Consider the following 26,433-nt stretch of genomic DNA (forward strand, 5'->3'; position numbering starts at 1 on the left):
GTTCAGCGGGCGATCACGGCACTGGTAACGTCCGCCGAAGCGGAGGCGGACGCCGAGCCGGTCTCCCCGGTGAACACCGAGACCGCCGCCTTCGCCGCCGCCTCCACCAGCGAAACCCCCTCCGCCTGCGTGGAGTTGCCGTTGGACAGCACGGCCACCAGATACGCGTGCCCGGCCACCGTCACCCGCCCGATGCTGTTGATGTCCCACAGCCCGGTGGTACTGCGCGGCAACCAGCCGTTCTTCAGGGCGAACCCGGTCCCGTCGGCCGCCGCGGAGACCCCCCACCGCTGGTCGGCCTCTATCTGCCCCATCAGCCCCTGGATGTACGACCGCGACGCCTCGCTCAGTTCCGAGTCCTCCCCGAACACCTGCTGGAGCAAGGTGAGTTGATCGGCCGCCGTGGTCTGCGTCAGCCCCCACAGCGCCCCGTCACCGCCCTCGGTCCCGGTCAGCCCGAGCTTCGCGTTGGCCGCGTCGAGCCCCGAGGCCCGGCCGATGGCGTCCCACAGGGCGGACGCCGAGGTGTTGTCGCTGTTCTCGATCATCGTGGTGGCGTACGCCTTCTCCTGCGCGCTCAGCCGCGTCCCCGCCTCCTGGTGCTGGAGCAGCAGGGCCGCCAGGATGTCGACCTTCACGATGCTGGCCGTGTCGAAGGTGCCGTCGCCGTGGACCGCGCTGTCGTCCGACTCCAGGTCGAGGACGGCCGCGGACACCTTCTGGTCGCCCGTCACGCTCACCGACTTCATCGCGGTCGCGAGCTGCTTGTCGAGATCCACCACGGGCTTCGCCACGGCCGCCTCCTGAGTCGTGGTCGCCGACGAGGGCGAGCCCGACGGCGTCGTGGCCGACGATACGGCGCCGCCCCCGGAGTGCGCCTGCGCCTTCACGTACACCGTCCCCCCGGCCGAGGCGCCGACGACGGCGACGGCGGCGAGCGCGGTGTACAGCAAGGGCCTGCGGCGGGACCGGCGGGCACGGCGTCCGGCAGCTCTGGAAGACTCCATGTCCGCGATGGTCGGACCGGTGACTGTGCGGGCCGTTAGACGGACGTTAGATGTGTGTCAGCGAACCCTGAGAAACCCGTGAAAGCCGTCACGGCCGGGTTTCCGGGCCCGCACAACCGCAGCAGCAAGCCCCCGATAGGGTCGGTGACCGTGGCGAACAAGAACATTCCCGACCCCGGCTTCTCCGACGACGACGGCTCCGCCGACCCGCGGCTGAGCGCGGCGCTCACCGCCTGGGCCGAGGACCGCACCGCCGTGGCACCCGTCCTGGAGGCCCTGGGGGGCGCCCGGCTGCTGGTCCCGGTGGTGGCCGTGCTCGGCGAGGTCGAGGAGGACGAGAACGGACTGCGCCGCGAGAAGACCAGCGACATGGCGGTGCCGACCCTGAAGGCCGGATCCCGGACCGCCCTGCCGGCCTTCACCTCCACCGAGTCGCTGGCCCGCTGGGACCCGGAGGCCCGCCCCGTCGCCGTACCCCTGCACCAGGCGCTGCAGGCCGCCGCGCACGAGAAGGCCGACACCGTCGTACTGGATCTGGCCGGTCCGGTGCCCTTCGAGCTGACCGGCTCCGCGCTGCTCGCGCTCGCCGAGGGCCGCGCGAGCGTGGACCCGCTGGCCGATCCGGCCGTCGTCGGTGCCGTACGGGACGCCGTGGCCGCCGAGTCCGCGGTGCTGCGCGCCCACCTCGGTCCGGGACAGGCCGACGGCACCCTCGCGCTCGTACTGGATCCGGGGACCCCGCCCGAGGAGGCCGCACGTGCCGTCGCCGGGCGGCTGGCCGCCGACGAGACACTCAGGGCCCGCCTGGTGCGGGGCCTCGACCTGGCGGTCCTGCCGGCCGGGGCCACGCCTCCGGGCGAGCCCTTGTTCGTACGAGGATGAGCTAGCCGTAGACCGGTCCGGTGTACTTCTCACCGGGGCCCTGGCCCGGCTCGTCCGGGACCACGGACGCCTCGCGGAAGGCCAGCTGGAGGGATTTCAGACCGTCCCGCAGCGGGGACGCGTGGAAGGAGCTGATCTCGGTCACGGAGGCGTCCAGCAGACCGGCGAGGGCGGTGACCAGCTTGCGGGCCTCGTCCAGGTCCTTGTACTTGTCGCCCTCCTCGGTCAGACCGAGCTTCACCGCGGCGGCGCTCATCAGGTTGACGGCGACCGTCACGATCACCTCGACGGCGGGGACCTCGGCGATGTCGCGGGTCATCTCGTCGAAGCCGGGGGAGTCAGGGGACGCGGGAGGGGTGTCACTCATGCCCCACACGATAGGGCCCGGTGCAGGACGGTTAGCACCACCCCCGGGTAGCTGCTAACCTTGTGTGACGACCGGCTGGACATTCATGTGTCCGGCCCACAAGTGGAGGCTCCGATCTCCCACCTGACCGTCCTCCGGGGCGGCGGGTCACCCCGGTCAGGCGGTCACCATCGTTCCGTACGGACGATGGAGTCGCCCGAAAGCGCGCCCCGCGATCATCGCGGCGGTGCTCCGGTAGTGCCTTTGGAGCCCCGTCTGTGATCGTCCGGGGCATTTTTTGTGTCTCGGCGCGGTTAGGTCTGTCGAAAAGAGACAAACGCGGCTGTCCGCCAGACCGCCGTGTGGTGCTAACCGAGGAGGATCCATCAGCGCCGAGCCCCGCATCAACGACCGGATTCGCGTTCCCGAGGTGCGACTTGTCGGTCCCAGTGGCGAGCAGGTGGGCATCGTCCCCCTGGCCAAGGCACTGGAGCTTGCGCAGGAGTACGACCTGGACCTGGTCGAGGTCGCGGCGAACGCCCGTCCGCCCGTGTGCAAGCTCATGGACTACGGGAAGTTCAAGTACGAGTCGGCCATGAAGGCCCGTGAGGCGCGCAAGAACCAGGCGCACACGGTCATCAAGGAGATGAAGCTCCGGCCGAAGATCGACCCGCACGACTATGACACCAAGAAGGGTCACGTCGTCCGGTTCCTCAAGCAGGGCGACAAGGTCAAGATCACGATCATGTTCCGTGGTCGCGAGCAGTCCCGGCCGGAACTCGGCTACCGACTGCTGCAGCGTCTCGCGGAGGACGTCCAGGACCTCGGTTTCGTCGAGTCGAACCCGAAGCAGGACGGCCGGAACATGATCATGGTTCTCGGTCCGCACAAGAAGAAGACCGAGGCGATGGCCGAGGCCCGCCAGGCGCAGGAAGCCCGCAAGGCAGACGCGAAGGCCAACCCCGGCAAGTCGCAGAACGCCGCGGAGTCCGACCACGACGTGGACGACGCCGAGGCGCCTGCCGAGGCTCCGGCCGAGGCGTGATCCGGGGGGCGGAAGCCCCCGGAAGCAACACCCCGACAAGGAAGAGCGATGTTCCACTGTGCCCGGTTTCTTTAGGCCGGGCATCGGGAGCGTCCTTTACGAGGAGATAACGGCGCTATGCCGAAGAACAAGTCGCACAGCGGTGCCAGCAAGCGCTTCAAGATCACCGGCTCCGGCAAGGTGCTCCGTGAGCGCGCCGGCAAGCGCCACCTGCTCGAGCACAAGTCGTCCCGCGTGACGCGTCGCCTCACCGGCAACGCCGAGATGGCCCCGGGCGACGCCGCGAAGATCAAGAAGCTTCTCGGCAAGTGACGTCCGCGGCGCTCCGACCGAGCGCCGTACGTCTGGACCGGGACCCAATCGTTTCCGGGCCGTGTGAGTCCAACCACGGCCCCGCTACAAGGAGTTAACAAGTGGCACGCGTCAAGCGGGCAGTCAACGCCCACAAGAAGCGCCGGGCGATCCTCGAGGCGGCCTCCGGCTACCGCGGTCAGCGTTCGCGCCTGTACCGCAAGGCCAAGGAGCAGGTCACCCACTCGCTGGTCTACAACTACAACGACCGCAAGAAGCGCAAGGGTGACTTCCGTCAGCTGTGGATCCAGCGCATCAACGCCGCTGCCCGCGCCAACGGCATCACGTACAACCGCTTCATCCAGGGTCTGAAGGCCGCGAACATCGAGGTCGACCGCAAGATCCTGGCCGAGCTGGCCGTGAACGACGCCACCGCGTTCGCCGCGCTGGTCGAGGTCGCGCAGAAGGCTCTGCCGGACGACGTCAACGCCCCCAAGGCTGCGTGACATCGCACCTGGCCCAGGCCGACGTGACATGAGGGACCCGCAGGCTTCCGGGCTTGCGGGTCCTGCTGTGTAGTGATCGAAAGTGAGCGACATGCCCTCCGCCACCCCCGAGCTGATCTCCCCCCGTTCCCCGCGTGTCTCCGCCGCCCGGCGGCTCGCCAAGCGGAACTTCCGGGGGAAGGAGCGGCTGTTCCTCGCCGAGGGGCCGCAGGCCGTGCGGGAGGCGGCGGGGCACGACGGCACGCTGGTCGAGCTGTTCGCCACCGTCGAGGCCGCCGAGCGGTACGCCGACATCGTGGGCGAGGCCCGGGACGCCGGGGCCCGGACGCACCTCGCCTCCGAGGACGTCATCGCCGACATCTCGACGACCGTCACGCCCCAGGGGCTCGTCGGGATCTGCCGGTTCCTCGACACCCCCTTCGACGAGATCCTCGCCGCCCGGCCCCAGCTCGTCGCCGTGCTCGCCAACGTGCGGGACCCCGGGAACGCCGGCACCGTCCTGCGGTGCGCCGACGCCGCCGGTGCCGAGGCCGTCGTACTGACCGACGCGTCCGTCGATCTCTACAACCCCAAGGCCGTACGGGCCTCCGTGGGCTCCCTGTTCCATCTGCCGGTCGCCGTCGGCGTGCCCGTGGAGGATGCCGTCGAGGGGCTCAAGAAGGCCGGCGTGCGGATTCTCGCCGCCGACGGGGCCGGGACCGACGACCTCGACGACGAGCTGGACCAGGGCACCATGGGCGGACCGACCGCGTGGGTGTTCGGGAACGAGGCGTGGGGGCTCCCGGAGGAGACCCGCGCACTCGCGGACGCCGTCGTGCGCGTCCCGATCCACGGGAAGGCCGAGAGCCTGAACCTCGCCACCGCCGCCGCCGTATGTCTCTATGCGTCAGCCCGTGCACAGCGCGCCCCCGGAGGGTGCCGCTCCGTCACCGACAACCAGTAGGGTGACCAGCTCGGGGGCCCCTCAGACGCCTGAGAGGTGGGGTGCGGGGATGAGTGTCGGCACGAGGAGCGCGCAGGGCGTGCCCGGGACCGGTGCCGGTGGTGCGGCCGAGTTCGGCGTCGACCCCGACCAGCTGCCCGACGGTCTCGTCGTCGCGGACGAACAGGGCCGCGTGATCTGCTTCAACGCCGCCGCGGCCCGTATCACCGCCCTCCCCGCCGAGGACGCCCTCGGACAGCGGCTGGAGAAGGCCCTTCCATTAGAGGACCTGGAGGGCCGGCGCTGGTGGCAGCTGACCGATCCCTACGGCGGCCTCGCCATCCGCAGGCGCCAGCCCGAGCGGAACCTGCTGCTGCCGGGCGGCCGTGAGGTCCTGGTCTCCGCGCAGTACGTGCGCACCGAGCCCACCGGACCCGTCCACCGCGTCGTCGTCTCCCTGCGCGACACCGAGGCCCGCCGCCGCACCGAGCGCAGCCACGCCGAGCTGATCGCCACCGTGGCCCACGAGCTGCGCTCCCCGCTCACCTCCGTCAAGGGCTTCACCGCGACCCTCCTCGCCAAGTGGGAGAGGTTCACCGACGACCAGAAGCGGCTGATGCTGGAGACCGTCGACGCGGACGCCGACCGGGTCACCCGGCTCATCGCCGAGCTGCTCGACATCTCCCGCATCGACTCCGGGCGCCTGGAGGTCAGGCGCCAGCCCGTCGACATCGGCGCCGCCGTCGGACGCCACATACAGGCCTACGTCGCCGCCGGCCTCGCCGCCGACCGGTTCCTGCTCCGCCTGGAACAGCCGCTGCCCGCCCTGTGGGCCGACCCCGACAAGATCGACCAGGTGCTCAGCAACCTCATCGAAAATGCCGTGCGGCACGGCGAGGGAACCGTCACCATTGACATCACGTCCGCCGCGTCCCCCCGAGAGGGCGAGGACATCGGCACGTCGGTCACCGTGGGCGACGAGGGCGCCGGCATCCCGGAGGAGTCCATGAACCGCGTCTTCACCCGCTTCTGGCGGGGCAGCAAGCGCGGTGGCACCGGACTTGGGCTGTACATCGTCAAGGGCATCGTCGAAGCCCACGGCGGCACCATCACGGTCGGCCGCGCCCCCGGCGGCGGCGCCGAGTTCCGATTTATGTTGCCCGTGGCGGCCCCGGCGTATCTCGCCTAGCGGCCCACGGGCGCATTCGTACACCTCCACCCCGTTAGACTCGGCCTTTGGCACCTTCGTGTCCCATGGACGGCCCTCCAGCGAGTCGGTGACGGGGACCTTCAGCCAGCCAATCGGAAGCACGGGAAGAGATGTCGGCACCGAACAAGTCGTACGACCCAGTAGAGGTCGAGGCCCTGAAACCGGAAGAGATCGAGCGCATGCGGGACGAGGCGCTCGCCGCCTTCGCCGCAGCGAGCTCCCTCGACGCGCTCCAGGAGGCCAAGGTCGCCCACACCGGCGGCACCTCCCCGCTGGCCCTCGCCAACCGCGAGATCGGCGCCCTGCCCCCGCAGGCCAAGGCCGCCGCGGGCAAGCTCGTCGGCCAGGCCCGGGGCGCGGTGAACAAGGCCCTCGCCGGACGCCAGACCGAGCTGGAGGCCGAGCGCGACCAGCGCGTGCTGGTCGAGGAGGCGGTGGACGTCACACTGCCCTACGACCGGGTACCGGCCGGCGCCCGCCACCCGCTCACCACCCTCTCCGAGCGCATCGAGGACGTCTTCGTGGCCATGGGCTACGAGGTCGCCGAGGGCCCGCAGGTCGAGGCCGAGTGGTTCAACTTCGACGCGCTCAACATCGGCCCGGACCACCCGGCCCGCGGCGAGGCCGACACCTTCTTCGTGCAGGGCCCCCAGGGCGGCACCGAGTCCGGAGTCGTGCTGCGCACCCACACCTCGCCCGTGCAGATCCGCTCGCTGCTCTCCCGCGAGCTGCCGGTGTACGTGATCTGCCCCGGTGTCGTCTACCGCACCGACGAGCTGGACGCCACGCACACCCCGGTCTTCCGCCAGGTCGAGCTGCTGGCCGTCGACGAGGGTCTGACCATGGCCGACCTCAAGGGCACCCTGGACCACATGGTCCAGGCGCTGTTCGGCGAGGGCATGAAGACCCGGCTGCGGCCGAACTTCTTCCCCTTCACCGAGCCGTCCGCCGAGATGGACATGGTCTGCTACGTCTGCCGCGGCGAGTCCGTCGGCAACCCCGACCGCCCCTGCCGCACCTGCTCCTCCGAGGGCTGGATCGAGCTGGGCGGCTGCGGGATGGTCAACCCCAAGGTGCTCACCGCCTGTGGCGTGGACCCGGAGAAGTACAGCGGCTTCGCCTTCGGGTTCGGCATCGAGCGGATGCTGATGTTCCGCCACAACGTCGAGGACATGCGAGACATGGTCGAGGGTGACGTCCGGTTCACCCGGCCGTTCGGGATGGAGATCTGATGCGGGTCCCGCTTTCTTGGCTGCGGGAGTACGTCGACCTGCCGGCGACCGAAACCGGCCGTGACGTCCAGGCCAAGCTCGTTTCCGCGGGCCTTGAGGTCGAGACCGTCGAGCACCTCGGCGCCGACCTCAAGGGCCCCCTGGTCGTCGGCCAGGTCCTGACCATCGAGGAACTGACGGAGTTCAAGAAGCCGATCCGCTTCTGCACCGTCGACGTCGGCCAGGCCAACGGCACCGGCGAGCCCCAGGAGATCGTCTGCGGCGCCCGGAACTTCGCCGTCGGCGACAAGGTCGTCGTCGTCCTCCCGGGTGCCACCCTGCCCGGCGGGTTCTCGATCTCCGCGCGCAAGACGTACGGCAAGACCTCCCACGGCATGATCTGCTCCGGCGACGAGCTGGGCATGGGTGACGACGGCAGCCACGGCATCATCGTGCTGCCCCCGGAGACCGAGGTCGGCAAGGACGCCATCGAGCTGCTGGAACTGGTCGACGAGGTCCTGGACATCGCCGTCACCGCCAACCGCGGCGACTGCCTGTCCATCCGGGGCGTGGCCCGCGAGGCCGCCATCGCCTACGGCCTCCCGCTCAGCGACCCCGCGCTGCTCGACGTACCTGGCCCGAACGCCTACGGCTACCCGGTCCAGGTCTCCGACCCGCTCGGCTGCGACCGCTTCACCGCGCGCACGGTGACCGGCCTCAGCCCCGAGGCCCGCTCGCCGATCTGGCTCCAGCGCCGGCTCCAGAAGGTCGGCATGCGCCCGATCTCGCTCGCCGTCGACGTCACCAACTACGTGATGATGGAGCTGGGCCAGCCGCTGCACGCCTACGACCGCTCCCTGGTCCAGGGCACCATCGGCGTCCGCCGGGCCACCGAGGGCGAGCAGATCAAGACCCTCGACGGCGCCGAGCGCAAGCTGCACGCCGAGGACCTGGTCATCGTGGACGACCGCGGGCCGATCGGCCTCGCCGGCGTCATGGGCGGCGCCAACACCGAGATCGCCGACCACGTCGAGGGTGAGGGCACCACCGACGTCGTCATCGAGGCCGCGCACTTCGACGCGGTCGCCATCGCGCGTACGGCCCGTCGCCACAAGCTCTCCTCCGAGGCGTCCCGGCGCTTCGAGCGCGGTGTCGACCCGCAGGCCGCCGCCGCTGCCGCACAGCGCACGGTCGACCTGCTGGTCCTGCTCGCGGGCGGTACCGCGGAGGCCGGTGTCACCGAGGTCGTCGCCCCGTCGGCCCCGCACACCATCGCCGTCCCGGCGGACCACCCGGACAAGGTCGCGGGTGTCTCCTACGGCCGCGAGACCGTCGTACGGCGGCTCCAGGAGGTCGGCTGCGACGTGTACGGGCAGGACGAGCTGATCGTCACCGTGCCGTCCTGGCGTCCCGACCTCCAGGAGATCAACGACCTGGCCGAAGAGGTCATCCGCCTGGAGGGCTACGAGAACCTGCCCTCCACGCTGCCCAAGCCCCCCGCGGGCCGCGGCCTCACCCAGCGCCAGCGGCTGCACCGCCGGGTGGGCCGGGTGCTGGCCGGTGCCGGGTACGTCGAGGCGCCGAACTACCCGTTCGTCGGCGAGCAGGTCTTCGACCAGCTGCTGCTCGACGCGGACGACCCGAAGCGCCGGGTCGTGAAGCTCACCAACCCGCTGAGCGACGAGGAGCCCGCGCTCCGCACGTCGCTGCTGCCGGGCCTGTTCGGCGCGCTGCGGCGCAACGACGGGCGGGGCACGCACGATCTCGCGCTGTTCGAGACGGGGCTGGTCTTCCTGCCCCGCGCGGAGCAGCGGGTCGCCTCGGTGCTGCCGGTCGACCGGCGCCCCACGGACGAGGAGATCGCCGAGCTGGACGCCGCGCTGCCGGACCAGCCGCGCCATGTGGCCGTCGTGCTCGCCGGTGCGCGGGAGCAGGCCGGCTGGTGGGGCAAGGGCCGTCCGGCGGACTGGGCCGACGCGGTCGAGGCGGCCCGGGTCGTCGCCCGCGAGGCCGGGGTCGAACTGGTCGTGCGGGGCGGTCAGTACGGGCCGTGGCACCCGGGGCGCTGTGCCGAGTTCGTGGTCGGGGACACCGTCGTGGGACACGCCGGCGAGCTGCACCCGCGGGTCGTGAAGGCGTTCGGGCTGCCCGCCCGGACCTCGGCGATGGAGCTGGACCTGGACGCCCTGGAGGCGGCCGGTGACGACACCCCGCAGGCGCCGAGCATCTCCACGTTCCCGGTGGCCACGCAGGATGTCGCCCTGGTCGTGGACAAGTTCGTGCCGGCCACCGAGGTCGAGGCCGCGCTGCGTGAGGGTGCGGGTGAACTGCTTGAGGGGATCCGGCTGTTCGACGTGTATGAGAACGCCGAGCAGCTGGGGGACGGGCGGAAGTCGCTGGCGTACGCGCTTCGGTTCAGGGCCGGTGACCGGACGCTGACCGTGGACGAGGCTTCCGCGGCTCGGGATGCGGCGGTTGCCCTTGCGGGGGAGCGGACCGGGGCGGTGCTGAGGGCCTAGCCGCCCTGGGGCGTGCAGGGCGGCGCCCCGGCACCCCCCATATCTGGTCACCTCACTCGATAGGGTGAGTTCTTCTGGTGATCTGGTCCTTTCGGCCCATGCGCTCGACAGAATCGGACCGGCCTTTCGAGGTCGGTCCGATTGCGTGTGCAGGGCCTAGTTGGGGGGCCATCGGCATGATGCGCTTCAAGGCTGCGGTTCCCCGGGCGGGGGCGTTGCGGCGTGTGCTCTCGATGGGGCTGCCCACCATGTGGGGGGCTGTCGCGGTCACGTACAAGCTGACCTGTCCGCTGGCCCAGCAGGACGGACTCGGGGCGCGGGTCGTCACCAGCGCCGTGTTCTTCGCGGTCGGTACCGGGCTGATCGTCCATGTCCGGCGGGCGCTGCTGCGTGAGCTGCGGCAGGCCCGCCAGGTCGCGGGGGCCGCCCAGAGCGTGCTGCTACGGCCGCTGCCCCCGCGGATCGACGGACTCACCGTCGCCGCGGCCCAGTTGTCGGCCGACCGGGGCGCCACGATCGGCGGTGACCTGTACGAGGCGGTCGCCACCGAACACGGCGTGCGGGTCGTCATGGGGGACGTCAGGGGCCACGGTCTCGCCGCCATCGGCACGGCCGCCGCGGTCCTCGGCAGCTTCCGCGAGGCCGTCCACGACGAACCCGAACTCGGGGGCGTACTGCGCAGACTGGACCGCGCGCTCGCCCGCCACTTACGGGACCGCGCCGACCGGGACGGCACGGTCGCCGAGGACTTCGTCACCGTGCTGCTCATGGAGATCGGCCGGGACGGCGAGCTGCGCGCCCTCAACTGCGGTCATCCGTGGCCGTACTTGCTCAGTGGCTCAGTGGTCGAGCCACTCTCCTGCACGGACCCGTTACCGCCGCTCGGCCTCTTCCCGCTCCCGTGCGCGCTGCCGGTCCTGGAGTGCGGTCACCTGCTGCCGGGCGAAAGCCTGGTCCTGCACACGGACGGCGCGGAGGACGCGAGAGACGCGCTCGGCCGGTTCTTCTCCCTACGTGAAGCGCTGGGTGGTGCTGAGGGGGCTGCTCCTCAAGCTGTGCTGGGCGGGGTCTTCACGGCGCTTCTGGACCACGCGGGCGGTACCCCGAAGGACGACGTGGCTTTACTGGTCCTGAGAAACGACCGCCAACGACAGCCCACCCAAGGGGCGCGGGGAACCGCGCGACCAGCCACGACATACCCGCAGCCGACCACGCACCTCTGACCGGTTCAACCGCCGGCCAGGCCACCGCACTGTACGAGGGGGAGCCGGCGGCCCGGCCGGCCTCTTGCGAGGCATTTCAGTCAACCGGGGAGGGAACTCTCCGCAACAGTGCGCACACGCTGCGGATTCGAGCACTCCGTTCACACCCCGTGTGAAGGCGGACCCACTAATCTGACGGCACCGAGCCACCCGGGGGGCATCTATGCAGCCCAACACTCTGCTCGACGCGATCCTCGACGAAGCCGGGATCTCGCACGCGGGGCTTGCCGCACATGTGAACCAGGCCGGGAGGGCACGCGGTCTCGCGCTCAGGTACGAACACACCGCCGTGGCACGGTGGTTGAAGGGCCAGCGACCGCGCGGCCAAGTGCCCGACCTGATCTGCGAGGTGCTCGCCGGCCGCCTCCAACGCCCCGTCACCCTCGACGACATCGGCCTCGGGGTCCCCGGCGAGCCCTCCGCCCCGCACGGCACCTCCCTGTCCGGTTTCGTCGAGCGGGCCACCGCGCTGTGGCGCTCGGACGAACAGCAACGCCCGCACATCCTGGGCGCCCCCGCGGTCACCGGCACCCCGGCCGTCATGCCGGTGTGGGAGTGGGAGAACCCGCCCGAGGACGTCGACGTGTCCCGCGGCGGACGGCACCGGGTCACCTCGGCCGACATCGAGATGCTGCGCGCGGCGCGCACCCACTACGAGCAGATGTACCGCAAGGCCGGCGGCATCGCGACCCGCACCCGGATCGTCGGCTTCCTCAACGCCGAGGCCGCCCCGCTGCTGCGCGGCAGCTACACCGACGAGACGGGCCGTCAACTGCACCGGGCCACCGGCGGGTTGGTCGCGGTCGCCGGGATCTGCGCCTACGACTCCGACGCGCACGGCCTCGCGCAGCGCTACTTCCACCAGGCACTGCGGCTCGCCAAGGCCAGCGGGGACCGGGGGCTCGGCGCGTACGTCATAGCGCTGCTGGTCAACCAGTCGCTGTTCATGCGGGAGTACCGCCAGGCCGTCGCTTTCGCCGAGGCCGCGCTGCGGGCGGCGGGCAAGCACATCACCCCGGCGCTCGCCTGCGACCTCTACGCGATGCAGGCCAAGGCGTACGCCCACCTCGGCGACGGCACGACCGCGCTGTCCTGCATCCGGCGGGCCGAGCAGGCCGCCGAACGCATCCGGCGCGGATACGAGCCCGACGAGACCGGCTATGTCCAGCCGGGCCTCGTCAACGTCCAGGTGGCGGAGGCGCTTCTCAGCCTCGGCGAACTCGCGGCCGCCGCGGCGCACGCCGCAGCCGCCGTCGACAATCCGGCCCACGACCGGGGCCGGGTGCACCGGCTGGCGATGCTCAGCACCATCGAACTGCGCCAGGGCAACGCGGACAAAGCGGTGGCCACCGCCGTGCAGATGGCGGAACAGGCCCGGGGAATGGAGTCCCAGCGCCTGCGCGACAGACTCAGAGCGGTACGCGAACACCTGGTCCGGAGCGGCTGCGCGGGCACGGCCGAGGCAGCCGAACTGATCGACGGCGCACTGCGCGTGCCGCTGTAGGACGGCACGCGCCCGCCGACACTCCACAGTCCCTGCTGCGATATTGCCACTTACTCGACGGAAGGTGGCAGAACCGTGCAGTGGACGAAACAGAACGAACAAACTGTGTATGAAAACCGCTGGTTCAGCGTCAATCTCGCCGATGTCGAGCTGCCGGACGGCCGGCATCTCGACCACTTCCTGATCCGGCTGCGGCCCGTCGCCGTCGCCACGGTGGTGAACGAGGCCAACGAGGTCCTGCTGCTGTGGCGCCACCGCTTCATCACCGACAGCTGGGGCTGGGAGCTGGCCGCCGGGGTGGTCGAGGACGGCGAGGACATCGCCTTCGCGGCCGCCAGGGAGCTTGAGGAAGAGACCGGCTGGCGGCCGGGGCCGCTCCAGCACCTGATGAGCGTGGAGCCCTCCAACGGGCTCACCGACGCCGTGCACCACATCTACTGGGCCGACGAGGGCGAGTACATCGGGCACCCCGTGGACGACTTCGAGTCCGACCGCCGGGAATGGGTCCCCCTGAAGCTCGTTCCCGACATGGTCGCCCGTGGGGAGGTCCCGGCCGCCAACATGGCGGCCGCGTTACTGCTGTTGCACCATCTGAGGCTCGGTCAGGACACCTTGCCCTGATCCCCCACCCGCTCTGTCCCGGAGCCTCAGTGCCCCAGGGCCTGCCAGATCGCCACGATGAGCGCGCCCACGGCGGTGATCGCCGCGACCGCGGGGAGCGGCCAGCGGGCGTGCTCCAGGGCGATGATCCGCGCGCTCAGGTCGTCGATCTCCTTGTCCGTCTCCTCCGTACGATGACTGAGCAGGGCCAGTCCGCCCTCGACACGTGCGTACGCGACATCGAGGCGGCGTCGTAACTCTGCGAGTTCTCCATGGACCACGGGATGCTCCGGGTCGGCGGTCACGAGTCCGCTCCTTTCCGTAGTCGTCACATCCCTTGCATGCGCATGAAGAGTCAACTCGCCTGGTGGGCGCGTGGGGAGAGTGTGCGACGGGCATATGCGGGCCCGGCGCGCACACGGTGTGTGAATACGACGGGCCCGGCACTCCGAAAAGCGCCGGGCCCGTGGTCGTCGCACTGTGTAATCAGCACACTGGAACGGACACTGTGCAGGTCAGCCGTAGCTGTAGAAGCCCGAGCCGGACTTCCGGCCCAGCCGGCCCGCGTCGACCATGCGCTGGAGCAGCGGGGGAGCGGCGTACAGCGGCTCCTTGTACTCCTCGTACATCGAGAACGCGACCGAGGCGACCGTGTCCAGGCCGATCAGGTCCGACAGCTTCAGCGGGCCCATCGGGTGGGCGCAGCCGAGCTCCATGCCGTTGTCGATGTCCTCACGGCTCGCGATGCCCGACTCGAACATCCGGATCGCGGAGAGGAGATACGGGATCAGCAGCGCGTTGACCACGAACCCGGAGCGGTCCTGGGCGCGGATCGCGTGCTTGCCCAGCAGCTTCTCGGCGAAGGCCTGCGCGCGGGCCAGCGTGCCCTCGGAGGTGGTGAGCGCCGGGATCAGCTCGACGAGCTTCTGCACCGGGGCCGGGTTGAAGAAGTGGACGCCGACGACCTGGTCGGGCCGCGAGGTGGCGACCGCCAGCTTCACCAGCGGGATGGAGGAGGTGTTGGAGGCCAGGATCGCGTCCGGGCGGGTCACCACCTGGTCGAGCACCTGGAAGATCTCGGTCTTCACCTGCTCGCTCTCGACCACGGCCTCGATGACGAGGTCGCGGTCGGCGAACTCGCCGAGGTCGGTGGTGAAGGAGAGCCGGGCCTGCGTGGCCGCCAGCTCGTCCGCGCTGATCTTGCCGCGTTCGGCGGCCTTGGTCAGGGAGTTGAACAGCCGGGTGCGGCCGATCTCCAGGGCCTCGCCGGTGGTCTCGGCGACCCTCACGTCCAGACCGGCGCGGGCGCACACCTCGGCGATGCCCGCCCCCATCTGGCCGCAGCCCACCACTCCGACGCGTGCGATGTCTCCCGCCGGGAAGTCCGTCACTTCGTCCCTTTCGCTGGTCTTCGCCTCGTGGCAGGTTCGCCGTTGTACGGCCCCTGCTCCGTTCGTGCACGTTACTCCCAAGTATCGATGATCGATCGTCGGGGTGGGGCATCCGTCGGGCATCCTGGGGCGCGGAGACGATCCGTGACCGAGCGGATCCATGGTGTTGGGGGAGTGTGCACATGGGACGTCTGTCGCGCCGGGTCTTCGCGCTGGCCGCGCTGTCGACCCTGACCACCGCTTCGGGCGCGGCAGCCGAGCCGCGGCATCCGAGGCGGACGACCACCGAGATGCGGGGGGTGTGGCTGGCGACCGTGTCCAACCGCGACTGGCCCTCCAGGCCGGGGCTGACCGCCGCACAGCAGCGCGCGGAGCTGATCGGCCACCTCGACCGGGCGGCGGCGGACCGTCTGAACACGGTGTTCTTCCAGGTACGGCCCACCGCCGACGCCCTGTGGCCCTCGCCGTACGAGCCCTGGTCGCAGTACCTCACCGGCACCCAGGGCAAGAACCCCGGCTGGGACCCGCTGGGCACCGCCGTCACCGAGGCCCACAAGCGGGGCCTGGAGCTGCACGCCTGGTTCAACCCGTACCGCGTCGCCAACCACGCGGACCCGACGAAGCTGGTCGCCTCCCACCCCGCCCGCAGGCACCCGGACTGGGTGGTGCCGTACGGCGGGAAGCTCTACTACAACCCCGGAATGCCCGAGGTCCGCGCCTTCGTCGAGGCCGCGATCCTCGACGCGGTGCGCAAGTACCCCGTGGACGGCGTCCACTTCGACGACTACTTCTACCCCTACCCGGTGGCCGGCCAGACCTTCGACGACGACGCGGCCTACGACCGGCACGGCGGCGCCTTCCCCAACCGCGCCGACTGGCGGCGGGACAACATCGACCAGCTGGTCCGGGAGACCGCGGCCGGCGTGCGGCGGGTCCGTCCTGCCGCGCGGTTCGGTGTCAGCCCCTTCGGGGTGTGGCGCAACGCCGCCACCGACCCGCTCGGCTCGGACACGCGCGCGGGTGTGCAGTCGTACGACGACAACTTCGCGGACACCCGCAAGTGGGTGCGCGAGGGCTGGATCGACTACCTCGTGCCGCAGCTCTACTGGAACATCGGCTTCGCCGCCGCCGACTACGCCAAGCTCGTGCCGTGGTGGGCGAAGCAGGCGCAGGGGAGCAGGACGCGGCTGTACCTGGGCGAGGCCCTCTACAAGGCCGGGGACCCGGCACAGCCCGCGGCCTGGCAGGACCCCGCGGAGCTGTCCCGGCACCTCACGCTCGCACGCCGCCACCCACAGGTGGGCGGGCATGTCTTCTTCGCCGCGCGGGAGTTGGCGTCGGACCCGATCGGGGCGATGGCGCGGGTGGTCGCCGACCACTATCAGGAGCCGGCGCTGCCGCCGCGCTGAGTCACCGGCCGGTCTGCTGGAACCGGTGCCGGATCTCGGTGTCGGGGCCGGGTGAGCACACACCCTCGTGCCCGTCCTCGAAGCGGACGCGGTACGGGGGGTTGCCCTCCTGACCCATCACTTCGACGATCTCACCGACCTTGTCCTGCTGTCCGACCACCCTGCCGTGCTGCACAAGCTGGTCGCCCACGGTTGCACGCATCTGCGGTGCCTCCTCACCAAGTGCGGGAGCAGCGGTCCGTGGCCCCGATTTTACGGCGTGGGGGCGGGGTGGGAACCCGTACCGAGGGGTGGGAACCCGTGCCCGTGGGTGGGAACCCGAACCCACGGGTGGGAACCCGCACCGCTCAGCCCCTTGCCCGCTGGGTGACCGCGATGCACACGAGCACCGCCGCGGCCGTCAGCGGGGCGGCCACCGTCAGGTGCTCGCCGAGCAGGAGCACCGACCACACCAGTGTGAGCAGCGGCTGGGCCAGCTGCAACTGGCTGGCCTTGGGGATGCCGATCGCCGCCATGCCCCGGTACCAGACGACCAGGCCGAGGAACTGCGAGCCCACCGCCACCCACAGCAGCCCGGCGACGCTGTGCGCGGTCAGGTGCACGGGTTCGTACGACAGCGCGATCGCCGCCGCGGGCACGCTGAGCGGCAGGCACAGCACCAGCGCCCACGCGATGACCTGCCAGCCGGGCATCACCCGGGCCAGCCGCCCGCCCTCGGTGTAACCGGCCGCGCACACCAGCAGCGCGGCGAACAGATACAGGTCGGCGGTGGTCAGGGCGCCGCCGCTCTGCTGCACGGTGAAGGCCACCACCGCGGCCGCGCCCGCGAGGGCCGCCGTCCAGAAGGTGCGCGAGGGGCGGGTGCCCATGCGCAGGGCGGACAGCAGCGCGGTCGTCAGGGGGAGCAGCCCGACCACGACGGCGGCGTGCGCGGTGGTCGAGGTCTGGAGGGCGAGCGTGGTCAGCATCGGGAAGCCGACGACGACACCGGCGGCGACGACCGCGAGCCCCGCCCGGTCACGGCGCCCCGGCGGCGCAACGCGTAGCGCGAGCAGACACCCGCCCGCGACGATCGCCGCGAGGACACTGCGCACGGCGACGAGCGACCAGGGCCCGAAGCCCTCCAGCCCCCACGCGGTGGCGGGGAACGTCAGGGAGAAGGCGGCGACGCCCAGCGCGGCCTGCAGGGTGCCCAGGGACCTGGTGGGGGTGATGACCGCTATCCCGGTCGGCGCGGTAGCGCTACTCTCTACTTTCATGCAAGAGCGTAGCAGTGTGAGTGAACTGGCGGAACAGCTCCGGCGGGAGCTGGACCGCTACTCTCCGGGTGGAAAGCTCCCGTCGAGCCGGGCCCTCGTCGACCGGTTCCGGGTCAGCCCGGTCACCGTCTCCCGAGCCCTCGCCCAGCTCGCCGCCGAGGGACTGGTGGTCACCCGGCCCGGCGCCGGCGCCTTCCGCGCGAGGCCGCGCACCGCCACCGCGCCGGCCGGGGACACCTCCTGGCAGGAGGTCGCGCTGAGCGCGGACGGCGCCGCCGACCTCGTACCGCGCTCGGTGGACGCCTCCGGAGTCCTGGTCTCGCTGGCCGCCCCGCCGCCCGGGGTGATCGAGTTCAACGGCGGCTATCTGCACACCTCCCTCCAGCCGGAGCGCGCGATGTCCGCGGCCCTGGCCCGCGCAGGCCGCCGCCCCGGGGCGTGGGGACGCCCGCCCACCGAAGGGCTGCCGGAACTGCGCGAGTGGTTCGCGCGCACCATCGGCGGCGCGGTCACCGCGGCGGAGGTGCTGATCACGGCGGGCGGCCAGTCGGCGCTCACGACGGCGCTGCGGGCCCTGGCGCCGCCGGGCGCCCCCGTGCTCGTCGAATCCCCCACCTACCCGGGCATGCTGGCCATCGCCCGCTCGGCGGGACTGCGGCCGGTCCCCGTCCCGGTGGACCCGGACGGGGTGCGGCCGGACCTGCTCGCGGACGCGTTCCGGGCGACCGGTGCCCGGGTGTTCGTCTGCCAGCCGCTGTTCCAGAACCCCACCGGCGCGGTGCTCGCCCCGGAGCGCCGGGGCGAGGTGCTGCGGATCGCCCGCGAGGCCGGCGCGTTCGTCGTCGAGGACGATTTCGTACGCCGGCTCGTGCACGAGGACTCCGGCCCGCTGCCGCGTCCGCTGGCCGCCGACGACCCCGACGGGGTTGTCGTCCACGTGAGTTCACTGACCAAGGCGACCTCGCCCAGCTTCCGGGTGAGCGCCCTGGCCGCCCGGGGTCCGGTCCTCGAACGGCTGCGTGCGATCCAGATCGTCGACACCTTCTTCGTCCCCCGCCCCCTCCAGGAGGCCGCCCTGGAACTCGTCGGCTCCCCGGCCTGGCCCCGCCATCTCCGCACCGTCTCCGCGGAGTTGAAGACCCGCCGCGACACCATGACGACGGCCCTGCGCCTCGCCCTGCCCGAACTCTCCCTCCCGCACATCCCCTCGGGCGGCTACCACCTCTGGCTCCGCCTCCCCGACGGCACCGAGTCCGCCCTCACCTCGGCGGCCCTCCGCGCGGGCGTCGCGATCACCCCGGGCCGCCCCTACTTCAGCGCCGAACCCCCGGCGGGGCACCTGCGGTTGAGCTTCGCGGCGGTGGCGGGCCCGCAGGAGATCCAGGAGGGCGTACGACGGCTCCGCACGGCCTGCGCGGAGGTGCTCTGACCGCGCCGTGCCGCTCTTGGAGCCACGTGCCGTTCGCCGTCGCCGTCGCCGTCGCCGTCGCCGTCGCCGTCGCCGTCGTCCCGGTCACGTCCGAGGCACCCGCCGCCCGCCACCGGCAACGCCCGCCGCCCTCGGCCCGCCGCCTGCAACGCCCTCCGCCCGCCGCGAAAACCGCTCGACTCCGCCTCCCGTGACCTGCGAACGTCTCGCCATGACCGACACCCCGCCCCTCGCCGAGGGCTACGAGATCTCCACCGACCCCGACCGCCTCGACGTCGAGCGGGTGCATCGGTGGCTGTCCACCGACGCCTACTGGGCGACGGGGCGGTCGCGGGAGAAGCAGGACCGGGCGATCGCCGGGTCGCTCAACTTCGGCGTGTACGCGCTGGATTCGGGGGACCAGGTGGCCTACGCCCGGGTGATCACCGACCTGGCGAGCTTCGCGTGGCTGTGCGACGTGTACGTGGACCCCTCCGCACGGGGCGAGGGCATCGGCACCGCGTTGGTCGGGGCCGTGCGCGAGCACCTGCGGCCCTACGACGTCAGGCGCATCCTGCTCGCCACCCACGACGCCCACGGGGTCTACGAGAAGCTCGGGTTCGCGCCGCTGGCGAAGCCGGACCAGTGGATGGCGCTCCTCTTCGGGCAGTGAGTCCGCGCGCACCCTGGGTAACTCCCCGGTAACACCTCTTGACCTGCGCACTTTCGCGGCTCACGATCACCGCATGCAACTTCGGGTCACGTTCGTCGCCGCCGCGCGCAGCTCCTCGCTGCTCGCCGAGCGGTTTGAGGACGACCGTCCGCTCGACCAGGCGGGCTGGGACACGGCGCTGGCCGCGTCCCGCGAACTCCTGCCGCTCGCGGCGGCCGAACTGCGCTACTGCTCACCGACCCCGCGCAGCCGGGCCACGGGAGACGCCCTCGGTTACTCCCCGCTGGTCCAACTCGCCCTGCGCGACTGCGACATGGGCCGCTGGCGCGGGCTGACGCTGGGCGAGGCGATGGCCCGCGAACCGGAGTCCGTGGACGCCTGGCTCGCCGACCCGCGCGCCACCCCGCACGGCGGAGAGTCGCTGCTGACCTTCGTCTCCCGGGTGGGGGAGTGGCTCGACACCCGGCCGGTGGAGGACGGCGGCCGGGTCGTCGCCGTCGCGGAGCCCTCGGTGGTCAGGGCCGCCCTGGTGTACGCCCTGAAGGCGCCGCCGTCGACGTACTGGAACATCGATGTGCGCCCCCTGTCGGCGACCACGGTGACCGGCCGGGCCGGCCGCTGGAACCTGCGTTTCGAGAGCGTGTCGGCTCAGCCCACGCGCGCGTAGTCGGTCGTCAGGACGAGGTCCTTGGCCGGGCCGCCGACCCGCCACACCGTGCGCCAGTGGCCGGCGTCCAGGACGCTGAACTCGCCCCGGTAGAGGTCCGCCGCGCAGGGGTGGTCGGCGATGTGGTGCCCGGAGGTCAGATCCAGACCGTGGAAGGGCCGGCCGTCGGAGAAGCGGACGTCCACCGTGCCCGCGGCCCCGCCCGGCAGGAAGCGGAGCGTCCGCTCGGCGGGGCGTGGGACACCCCGCCAGACAAAGGTGCCGGACTCCTCGGACAGCAGTCCGCCGCCCTCCAGTTGGCCGAAAGTAGTGGTACCGGAGAAGCGGCCCTCGTCCGCGCTCGCCAGATCCCGCACGGTTCGCTCGGTCCGCCAGCTCCCGGTCAGATAGGTCAACGCGTCCGGCACTGGCCAGAACCCGCTCATCCGTCCCTCGCTTCCGACACTTTCGATACCGCGCGACCCGTTGACGCTCAGGAATCCCCCTCCCTATCTTGCCGTTCGAAGTGCTGATCAGTGTCTGATATCTCGAACGTCCATCTCGACAGAGCCGCGGAGCATCCATGTCACGCACCCGCTGGAGACTCGGTCTCAGCGCCACCGCCCTGCTGGTGGCGGCCGGAATGATTCCCGCCCCCGCCCACGCCGAGGACGTCACCGACTACGCGATCACCGTCGACCCGTCCGCCAAGGGCGCGAAGATCGACGACACGATGTACGGCGTCTTCTTCGAGGACATCAACCGGGCGGCCGACGGAGGTCTGTACGCCGAGCTCGTCCAGAACCGCTCCTTCGAGTACTCCACCGCCGACAACTCCTCGTACACCCCGCTGACCTCGTGGACGGTCTCCGGCACCGCCCAGGTGGTGAACGACGACGGGCGCCTGAACGAGCGCAACCGCAACTACCTCTCCCTGGCCGCCGGTTCGTCCGTGACGAACGCCGGATACAACACCGGCATCCATGTCGAGCAGGGTAAGAAGTACGACTTCTCGGTGTGGGCCCGCGCCGCCGCCGGCACCGAACTCGCCGTGTCCTTGCAGGACTCCGGCGGCACCCTCGCCACCGCCCGCAGGGTGGCCGTGAGGAAGAGCGGCTGGGCCCAGTACAAGGCGACCTTCACCGCGACCCGGACCAGCTCCGACGGCCGACTGACGGTGGCCTCCTCGGGCGCCGCCGCCCTCGACATGGTCTCCCTGTTCCCGCGTGACACCTACCGCGGTGAGTCCAACGGCCTGCGCAAGGACCTCGCCGAGAAGGTCGCCGCCCTGAAGCCGGGCTTCGTGCGCTTCCCGGGCGGCTGCCTGGTCAACACCGGCTCCATGGAGGACTACAGCGCGGCCTCCGGCTATCAGCGCAAGCGGTCCTACCAGTGGAAGGACACCATCGGCCCGGTCGAGCAGCGCGCCACCAACGCCAACTTCTGGGGCTACAACCAGAGTTACGGCCTCGGTTACTACGAGTACTTCCGGCTCTCCGAGGACATCGGCGCCATGCCGCTGCCCGTCGTCCCGGCCCTGGTCACCGGCTGCGGCCAGAACAAGGCGGTCGTCGACGAGGCACTGCTGAAGCGGCACATCCAGGACACCCTCGACCTCATCGAGTTCGCCAACGGCCCGGTGAGCTCGACCTGGGGCAAGAAGCGCGCCCAGATGGGCCACCCCAAGCCGTTCCGCCTCACCCACATCGAGGTCGGCAACGAGGAGAACCTGCCCGTCGAGTTCTTCGCCCGCTTCAAGGAGTTCCGCGCCGCCATCCAGGCGAAGTACCCGGACATCCAGGTGATCTCCAACTCCGGCCCGGACGACTCGGGTTCGACCTTCGACACGGCCTGGCAGCTCAACAAGGACGCCAAGGTCGACATGGTCGACGAGCACTACTACAACAGCCCGCAGTGGTTCCTCCAGAACAACGACCGCTACGACTCCTACGACCGCAGCGGGCCGAAGGTCTTCCTCGGCGAGTACGCCTCCCAGGGCAACACCTTCAAGAACGGCCTCACCGAGGCCGCGTTCATGACCGGCCTGGAACGCAACGCCGACGTCGTCAAACTCGCCTCCTACGCACCGCTGTTCGCCAACGAGGACTACGTCCAGTGGCGCCCCGACCTGGTCTGGTTCAACAACCACGCCTCCTGGAACTCCGCCAACTACGAGGTCCAGAAGCTGTTCATGAACAACGTCGGCGACCGCGTGGTGCCCTCCACAGCCACCGGCACGCCCTCGCTGCTCGCCCCGATCAGCGGCGCCGTGGGCCTGTCGACCTGGGCGACGACGGCTGCGTACGACGATGTAAAGGTCACCGGCGCCGACGGGAGCACACTGCTCACCGACGACTTCGGCGGCGGCGCCGGACAGTGGACCCACACCGGCGGCGGCAGCTGGAGCGTCCAGGACGGGCAGTACGTGCAGACGGACGTGAACGCCGAGAACACCATGGTCTCGGCGGGCGACCCGAGTTGGCACGACTACGACCTGCACGTGAAGGCCACCAAGAGGTCCGGCAAGGAGGGCTTCCTGATCGCCTTCGGCGTCAAGGACACCGGCAACTACTACTGGTGGAACCTGGGCGGCTGGAACAACACCCAGTCCGCCGTCGAACAGGCCGTGGACGGCGGCAAGTCGACGCTGATCTCCAAGGCCGGGTCGGTCGAGACGGGCCGTGCCTACGACGTCGACGTCAAGGTGCGGGGCCGCCAGGTCACCCTCTACCTCGACGGGCAGGAGTGGGGCAGCTTCAAGGACGACAAGCCGGCCGAGCCGTTCCGCCAGGTCGCCACCTTGGACAAGAAGACCGGTGACCTGATCGTCAAGGTCGTCAACGCCCAGGACTCGGCGGCCCGTACGGCCATCGACCTCGGTCGTGCCAAGGTCGCGTCCAAGGCCCGGGTGACCACGCTGGCGGCCGACCCGGACGCCGTGAACAGCGAGACGTCGACCGCGGTCGCCCCCGTGAAGTCCACCTTCGACGGGGTCGCCGGGAAGTTCTCGTACACCTTCCCGGCGAACTCGGTCACGTTCCTGAGGATCAAGCAGAGGTAGCGGTCGGGGCGGTGGGCTGCTGTCCGACGGGCAGCAGCCCCCGCTCGCCGAAGACCTTCTTCGCCACGCCCATGGCGTTCAGCGCCCTGGGGAAGCCGCAGTAGCCGGCCGACTGGAGCAGCGCCTCGGCGATCTGCTCCGGTGTCAGCCCCACGTTCAGGGCTGTGTGGACGTGCACCTCCAGCTGGGTCTCGCAGCCGCCGAGCGCGGTGAGCATGCCCAGCGTGACCAACTGGCGGTCCCGGGGCGCGAGTTGCGGCCGCGAGTAGATCTCGCCGAACCCCCACGCGACGAGCTGATGACCCATCTCCGGGCTGATGTCCGCGAGCGCGTCGAGAACCCGCTGCCCCACTTCGGGGTTGACGCTCCGCAGCATCTCCAGGCCCTGCGCGAAACGCTCCTCGCGAGTGGTGCTCCCGATCCCGATCCCGCTCTCACTTTCGCTCATGTCCGGTCCTCCGTCGTCGGCACTCTCCGTTGGCTGCCGCGTAGCCGGGAATTCACCTCACCGCCAACGCGGGTCGCACAACCAAGCGTATTCACCCCCCGTCTAATTCGGCGCAGTGACAACGCGCGGGGCTGACACCCCGGACGGGGGCTTGAAGTGACCAGTGAACGGGGCGCGGGACTGACCATCCCGCTCGAACCGAAGACCGCGGACGACCTCACAGGGGGCCGACCGCCCCTGCCCGCACCGGAATCGCCACCGGGACCGGGACAGGCCGCCCTGCTCGCGGCGGCCATCACCGTCCTCGTGCTCTGCGCGGCCGACGCCATCGCCCGCAGCTACCCCTTCGGGCCGCGCACCCGCAACGTCAACGACCTGGGCAACCAGTACGTCCCCCTCCACGCCCACCTCTGGGACCTGCTGCACGGCCAGGGCACCGGCGGACTCCTCGTCAACTGGCAGTCGGGATACGGCACCAGCTTCCTGCCCGACCTCGGCACCTATCTCACCAGCCCGTTCGCCCTGCTGGTGGCGGTGTTCCCCCGGGACCAGATCGACCTCGCGGTGTACGTGATCACCGTGCTGAAGATCGCGTGCGCCGGCGCGGCCATGGCCTGGCTGCTGCTCAGGCTGCGCCCCGGGCGCTGGTGGGCGGCGGGCCTGCTGGGATCGTCGTACGCCCTGTGCGGCTGGACCGTGGCGACGGCGTCGTACAACCTCATGTGGCTCGACGGGCTGATCGCCCTGCCGCTGCTGTGCCTGGTCGGCGAGTGGGTCCTGAACGGCAGGCGCCCGCTCCTCGGGGTGCTGGTCGTGACGGCCGCCTGGGTCGCCAACTTCTACACCGCGTACATGGCCACCCTCGCCGCCGCCCTCGTCCTCCTGCTGCGGTTGTGGCTCGCCGACCTGCCCCGGCGCCGGAGCCTCGCGACGGTGGGCCGGGCCGCGCTGACCTTCGGGCTCGGCATGGGGCTGGCCGCGCCCCTGGTCACGGTCGTGTACTTCGGCAGCGCGCACGCCTCCACGGGCCGGTTCACCCAGTTCGCCCCGGTGGGCACCGAGGACCTGCTGGCCCGGCTGCTGCCGACGACGTACAGCTTCGGCTCCCCGGCGCTCTTCGTCGGCACCGCGGCCCTGCTGCTCGCCCTCGCGCTGCCCTTCCACCGGGCCGCCCCGCGCAGGGTGCGCGCCGGATGGACGCTGCTGGTGGTCGCGGTGACCCTGTCGATGCAGTGGGGCCCGACCCATCTGATGTGGCACGCCTTCGCCGAACCGCAGGGCAGCTCGTACCGCCAGACCTTCGTGGTCTGCGCCCTCCTGGTCGTCGCGGCCTGGCACACGCTCTCCTACGGCCCCCTCGACCGGCGGGCCCTGGGCGCCGCCGCCGGGCTCCTCGCCCTGATCGCGCTCGTCGCGAGCCGCAGCGAGCTGGTCCGCTTCTTCGCCTGGCCGGTGTTCCTGCTCGCGGCCGCCGGCGCGCTGCTCGGGCTGATCCTCCTCGGCCGCCGGCGCCCCGTGCTGGGCATGGCCCCGGCCGCGCTCGCCGCCGTCCTGCTCGTCGGGGCGCAACTGGGCGAGGCCACCGCCACCGACGCCGTGGCCACCCGGATGCGGTTCGGGCACATGGACGACTACGCGCCCTGGGGCGACCGGCAGCAGCAACAGGCGGACGCGACGGCGCGGGCCGACGGCTGGCCCCGCTACCGCACCGACCCGGGCCGCGAACAGACCGTCGGCAACGACCCGTTGGAGGTCGGCGGCCAGGGCGCCCAGTACTACAGCAGCCACACCTCCGCCGTGCTCAGCACCACCCTCACCGCCCTCGGCTACGGCTGGACCTCGGGCGGCCGCAGCCTCCAGAGCCTGGACAACGCGGTGACCGACGCCATCTTCTCCACCGGCGCCCGGGTGCACTCCCCGCCGGACCCGCACCAGAACTGGTTCCCGCAGGACGGCACCGGGGTCACCGTGACCCGCGAGGACGTCCCGCCGCTGGTGACGGTACGGCCGTCCGCCGCGACCGGTTCCTACGGGCCCTCGCCCTTCCGCAACCAGGAACTCCTGCTCGGCGCCCGTGTCTACACCGTGCCCCGCATCACCGTCCTCAACGGCGCGGGCAGGCCCGCGGACCGCAGCACCGACCAGCGGCAGGGCGTCCGTACCGGCGGCAGGGGGACGATCACCGCCCAGTGCCGGGCGGGCAGCGAGGTCTACCTCTGGGCACCGCACTTCGCGGGCACCGCACGGCTCGCCGGGCCCACCGCACACGGCCTGACGGGACGCTTCCGGGCCGACTTCCACCCCCTCACCAAGATCGCCGCCATGCAGCGGCTCGGTACCGTCCCGGACTCCGGGCGCCTCACCATCGAGCTGTCCCCGGACCGGATGAGTGTCGTGCCGGACCAGGCGGTCGGCTGTCTGGACACCGGCCGACTGCACTCCGTCGTACGACAGCTCCGGGCCACCGGCGCCACAGAGGTGACCGTCTCCGACTCCGGCGGCACCATCCGGGCCGAGCTTCCGCCGGGCAGCAAGGGCGTCGCCGTCGTCGCCGCGCCCCGGATCGCGGGCTGGCGCTGCGCCGCCGGGGACGCGGACGCCGTACCCGCGAAGCAGTACCACGGCCTCATCGCCGTACCCCTCGACGGCACCTCGACCAGTGTCACCTGCGGTTTCCGTCCGCCCGGGCTGCGCCTGGGGGCGGCGGTCGGAGGCGGCGCGCTGCTTTCGCTGATCGGTATCGGTATGTTCGGGGTCATCCGCCGGAGGCGGTGGTGAGTATGCATGTGGTTGCATAAACGTGCATCGAAACGTATAGTCATGCCATCCAGGA

General features: G+C 71.2%; 26 protein-coding genes. 18 read left to right on the plus strand and 8 right to left on the minus strand.

Translation table 11 applies throughout. The features are described 5' to 3' along the window. Positions 1-2: 2 nt before the first annotated feature. Complete coding sequence (locus G3I78_RS25205) at positions 3-1,007, minus strand: serine hydrolase (RefSeq protein ID WP_164428376.1); 1,005 nt, start codon at positions 1,005-1,007, stop codon at positions 3-5. Positions 1,008-1,157: 150 nt separating this feature from the next. Between G3I78_RS25205 and G3I78_RS25210 the strand changes: the two genes are divergently transcribed. Continuing rightward, positions 1,158-1,889, plus strand: coding sequence for an SseB family protein (locus tag G3I78_RS25210; protein ID WP_164428378.1), 732 nt, complete (start codon positions 1,158-1,160; stop codon positions 1,887-1,889). A 1-nt stretch (position 1,890) separates the two neighbouring features. Here the strand turns inward: G3I78_RS25210 and G3I78_RS25215 are convergent, their stop codons facing one another. Continuing rightward, positions 1,891-2,256, minus strand: coding sequence for a DUF1844 domain-containing protein (locus G3I78_RS25215; RefSeq protein ID WP_164428379.1), 366 nt, complete (start codon positions 2,254-2,256; stop codon positions 1,891-1,893). 364 nt (positions 2,257-2,620) lie between these two features. Between G3I78_RS25215 and infC the strand changes: the two genes are divergently transcribed. From infC to G3I78_RS25270, 10 genes are all read left to right on the plus strand, one after another. Further along, positions 2,621-3,280 carry a translation initiation factor IF-3 gene (infC, locus tag G3I78_RS25225; protein ID WP_343243841.1) on the plus strand — a complete coding sequence of 220 codons (660 nt, stop codon included), beginning with the start codon at positions 2,621-2,623 and terminating at the stop codon, positions 3,278-3,280. A gap of 117 nt (positions 3,281-3,397) precedes the next feature. Further along, positions 3,398-3,592 (plus strand): 50S ribosomal protein L35, encoded by a 195-nt coding sequence (gene rpmI, locus G3I78_RS25230; protein WP_003977225.1) that lies wholly within the window; start codon positions 3,398-3,400, stop codon positions 3,590-3,592. Between the two features lie 101 nt (positions 3,593-3,693). Further along, positions 3,694-4,077 carry a 50S ribosomal protein L20 gene (gene rplT, locus G3I78_RS25235; RefSeq protein WP_020137982.1) on the plus strand — a complete coding sequence of 128 codons (384 nt, stop codon included), beginning with the start codon at positions 3,694-3,696 and terminating at the stop codon, positions 4,075-4,077. Positions 4,078-4,168: 91 nt separating this feature from the next. After that, entirely contained in the window at positions 4,169-5,020 is an 852-nt protein-coding gene (locus G3I78_RS25240; RefSeq protein ID WP_164428381.1) for an RNA methyltransferase, read from the plus strand. A 49-nt stretch (positions 5,021-5,069) separates the two neighbouring features. Continuing rightward, positions 5,070-6,188, plus strand: a complete 1,119-nt coding sequence (locus G3I78_RS25245; protein ID WP_164428383.1) for an ATP-binding protein — start codon at positions 5,070-5,072, stop codon at positions 6,186-6,188. 131 nt (positions 6,189-6,319) lie between these two features. Further along, positions 6,320-7,441, plus strand: coding sequence for a phenylalanine--tRNA ligase subunit alpha (gene pheS, locus G3I78_RS25250; RefSeq protein ID WP_164428385.1), 1,122 nt, complete (start codon positions 6,320-6,322; stop codon positions 7,439-7,441). Next, positions 7,441-9,939, plus strand: coding sequence for a phenylalanine--tRNA ligase subunit beta (gene pheT / locus G3I78_RS25255; RefSeq protein ID WP_164428387.1), 2,499 nt, complete (start codon positions 7,441-7,443; stop codon positions 9,937-9,939). Before pheS ends, pheT begins: the two co-directional genes overlap by 1 nt. Before the next feature lie 176 nt (positions 9,940-10,115). Continuing rightward, on the plus strand, positions 10,116-11,162 hold the full coding sequence (locus G3I78_RS25260; protein ID WP_164428389.1) for a PP2C family protein-serine/threonine phosphatase: 1,047 nt from the start codon (positions 10,116-10,118) through the stop codon (positions 11,160-11,162). 202 nt (positions 11,163-11,364) lie between these two features. Next, positions 11,365-12,705, plus strand: coding sequence for a transcriptional regulator (locus G3I78_RS25265; protein WP_164428391.1), 1,341 nt, complete (start codon positions 11,365-11,367; stop codon positions 12,703-12,705). Positions 12,706-12,780: 75 nt separating this feature from the next. Further along, on the plus strand, positions 12,781-13,326 hold the full coding sequence (locus G3I78_RS25270; RefSeq protein ID WP_164428393.1) for an NUDIX hydrolase: 546 nt from the start codon (positions 12,781-12,783) through the stop codon (positions 13,324-13,326). Between the two features lie 26 nt (positions 13,327-13,352). Here G3I78_RS25270 and G3I78_RS25275 read toward each other — a convergent pair whose 3' ends face one another. Then, positions 13,353-13,610, minus strand: a complete 258-nt coding sequence (locus G3I78_RS25275; RefSeq protein WP_164428395.1) for a hypothetical protein — start codon at positions 13,608-13,610, stop codon at positions 13,353-13,355. Positions 13,611-13,820: 210 nt separating this feature from the next. Next, positions 13,821-14,696, minus strand: a complete 876-nt coding sequence (locus tag G3I78_RS25280; protein WP_164428397.1) for a 3-hydroxybutyryl-CoA dehydrogenase — start codon at positions 14,694-14,696, stop codon at positions 13,821-13,823. A gap of 182 nt (positions 14,697-14,878) precedes the next feature. On the opposite strand from G3I78_RS25280, the gene G3I78_RS25285 reads away from it, so the two are divergent. Further along, complete coding sequence (locus G3I78_RS25285) at positions 14,879-16,105, plus strand: family 10 glycosylhydrolase (RefSeq protein WP_164428399.1); 1,227 nt, start codon at positions 14,879-14,881, stop codon at positions 16,103-16,105. Position 16,106: 1 nt separating this feature from the next. On the opposite strand, the gene G3I78_RS25290 is transcribed toward G3I78_RS25285, so the two are convergent. Together G3I78_RS25290 and G3I78_RS25295 are read right to left on the minus strand one after the other, a co-directional pair. Beyond that, on the minus strand, positions 16,107-16,307 hold the full coding sequence (locus G3I78_RS25290) for a DUF1918 domain-containing protein (RefSeq protein WP_053848921.1): 201 nt from the start codon (positions 16,305-16,307) through the stop codon (positions 16,107-16,109). Positions 16,308-16,452: 145 nt separating this feature from the next. Continuing rightward, entirely contained in the window at positions 16,453-17,364 is a 912-nt protein-coding gene (locus G3I78_RS25295) for a DMT family transporter (protein ID WP_164428401.1), read from the minus strand. Between G3I78_RS25295 and G3I78_RS25300 the strand changes: the two genes are divergently transcribed. From G3I78_RS25300 to G3I78_RS25315, 4 genes are all read left to right on the plus strand, one after another. Next, entirely contained in the window at positions 17,363-18,793 is a 1,431-nt protein-coding gene (locus tag G3I78_RS25300; protein ID WP_164428403.1) for a PLP-dependent aminotransferase family protein, read from the plus strand. The genes G3I78_RS25295 and G3I78_RS25300 overlap by 2 nt on opposite strands. 26 nt (positions 18,794-18,819) lie before the next feature. Next, a complete protein-coding gene (locus tag G3I78_RS25305) occupies positions 18,820-18,987 on the plus strand; it encodes a hypothetical protein (protein WP_164428405.1) in 168 nt (55 codons plus the stop codon). Between the two features lie 17 nt (positions 18,988-19,004). After that, a complete protein-coding gene (locus G3I78_RS25310; RefSeq protein ID WP_164428407.1) occupies positions 19,005-19,445 on the plus strand; it encodes a GNAT family N-acetyltransferase in 441 nt (146 codons plus the stop codon). Between the two features lie 73 nt (positions 19,446-19,518). Further along, on the plus strand, positions 19,519-20,112 hold the full coding sequence (locus G3I78_RS25315; protein WP_164428409.1) for a histidine phosphatase family protein: 594 nt from the start codon (positions 19,519-19,521) through the stop codon (positions 20,110-20,112). Here the strand turns inward: G3I78_RS25315 and G3I78_RS25320 are convergent. Continuing rightward, positions 20,094-20,537: a DUF6314 family protein gene (locus G3I78_RS25320; RefSeq protein WP_164428411.1), complete on the minus strand. Its 444-nt coding sequence runs from the start codon at positions 20,535-20,537 to the stop codon at positions 20,094-20,096. The two genes, G3I78_RS25315 and G3I78_RS25320, sit on opposite strands and share 19 nt — an antisense overlap. Before the next feature lie 137 nt (positions 20,538-20,674). Here G3I78_RS25320 and G3I78_RS25325 point away from each other — a divergent pair, with 137 nt between their 5' ends. After that, positions 20,675-23,152: an alpha-L-arabinofuranosidase C-terminal domain-containing protein gene (locus G3I78_RS25325; protein ID WP_164428413.1), complete on the plus strand. Its 2,478-nt coding sequence runs from the start codon at positions 20,675-20,677 to the stop codon at positions 23,150-23,152. On the opposite strand, the gene G3I78_RS25330 is transcribed toward G3I78_RS25325, so the two are convergent. Further along, positions 23,139-23,600 carry a carboxymuconolactone decarboxylase family protein gene (locus tag G3I78_RS25330; RefSeq protein WP_164428415.1) on the minus strand — a complete coding sequence of 154 codons (462 nt, stop codon included), beginning with the start codon at positions 23,598-23,600 and terminating at the stop codon, positions 23,139-23,141. The two genes, G3I78_RS25325 and G3I78_RS25330, sit on opposite strands and share 14 nt — an antisense overlap. Before the next feature lie 156 nt (positions 23,601-23,756). Between G3I78_RS25330 and G3I78_RS25335 the strand changes: the two genes are divergently transcribed. Next, positions 23,757-26,378 (plus strand): YfhO family protein, encoded by a 2,622-nt coding sequence (locus G3I78_RS25335; protein WP_164428417.1) that lies wholly within the window; start codon positions 23,757-23,759, stop codon positions 26,376-26,378. Positions 26,379-26,433 lie beyond the last annotated feature (55 nt).

This window comes from Streptomyces sp. SID13726, assembly GCF_010548375.1.
Taxonomy (GTDB): Bacteria; Actinomycetota; Actinomycetes; order Streptomycetales; family Streptomycetaceae; genus Streptomyces.

Excerpts from the sequence above, each read along its gene's own strand:
- G3I78_RS25320 (WP_164428411.1), bottom strand. The coding sequence starts at position 20,537 with ATGAGCGGGTTCTGGCCAGTGCCGGACGCGTTGACCTATCTGACCGGG.
- G3I78_RS25260 (WP_164428389.1), top strand. The coding sequence starts at position 10,116 with ATGATGCGCTTCAAGGCTGCGGTTCCCCGGGCGGGGGCGTTGCGGCGT.
- G3I78_RS25310 (WP_164428407.1), top strand. The coding sequence starts at position 19,005 with ATGACCGACACCCCGCCCCTCGCCGAGGGCTACGAGATCTCCACCGAC.
- G3I78_RS25290 (WP_053848921.1), bottom strand. The coding sequence starts at position 16,307 with ATGCGTGCAACCGTGGGCGACCAGCTTGTGCAGCACGGCAGGGTGGTC.
- G3I78_RS25245 (WP_164428383.1), top strand. The coding sequence starts at position 5,070 with ATGAGTGTCGGCACGAGGAGCGCGCAGGGCGTGCCCGGGACCGGTGCC.
- G3I78_RS25315 (WP_164428409.1), top strand. The coding sequence starts at position 19,519 with ATGCAACTTCGGGTCACGTTCGTCGCCGCCGCGCGCAGCTCCTCGCTG.
- G3I78_RS25215 (WP_164428379.1), bottom strand. The coding sequence starts at position 2,256 with ATGAGTGACACCCCTCCCGCGTCCCCTGACTCCCCCGGCTTCGACGAG.
- pheS (WP_164428385.1), top strand. The coding sequence starts at position 6,320 with ATGTCGGCACCGAACAAGTCGTACGACCCAGTAGAGGTCGAGGCCCTG.
- G3I78_RS25265 (WP_164428391.1), top strand. The coding sequence starts at position 11,365 with ATGCAGCCCAACACTCTGCTCGACGCGATCCTCGACGAAGCCGGGATC.
- G3I78_RS25240 (WP_164428381.1), top strand. The coding sequence starts at position 4,169 with ATGCCCTCCGCCACCCCCGAGCTGATCTCCCCCCGTTCCCCGCGTGTC.
- G3I78_RS25205 (WP_164428376.1), bottom strand. The coding sequence starts at position 1,007 with ATGGAGTCTTCCAGAGCTGCCGGACGCCGTGCCCGCCGGTCCCGCCGC.
- rpmI (WP_003977225.1), top strand. The coding sequence starts at position 3,398 with ATGCCGAAGAACAAGTCGCACAGCGGTGCCAGCAAGCGCTTCAAGATC.
- pheT (WP_164428387.1), top strand. The coding sequence starts at position 7,441 with ATGCGGGTCCCGCTTTCTTGGCTGCGGGAGTACGTCGACCTGCCGGCG.
- G3I78_RS25300 (WP_164428403.1), top strand. The coding sequence starts at position 17,363 with ATGCAAGAGCGTAGCAGTGTGAGTGAACTGGCGGAACAGCTCCGGCGG.
- G3I78_RS25295 (WP_164428401.1), bottom strand. The coding sequence starts at position 17,364 with ATGAAAGTAGAGAGTAGCGCTACCGCGCCGACCGGGATAGCGGTCATC.
- G3I78_RS25325 (WP_164428413.1), top strand. The coding sequence starts at position 20,675 with ATGTCACGCACCCGCTGGAGACTCGGTCTCAGCGCCACCGCCCTGCTG.
- G3I78_RS25285 (WP_164428399.1), top strand. The coding sequence starts at position 14,879 with ATGGGACGTCTGTCGCGCCGGGTCTTCGCGCTGGCCGCGCTGTCGACC.
- G3I78_RS25330 (WP_164428415.1), bottom strand. The coding sequence starts at position 23,600 with ATGAGCGAAAGTGAGAGCGGGATCGGGATCGGGAGCACCACTCGCGAG.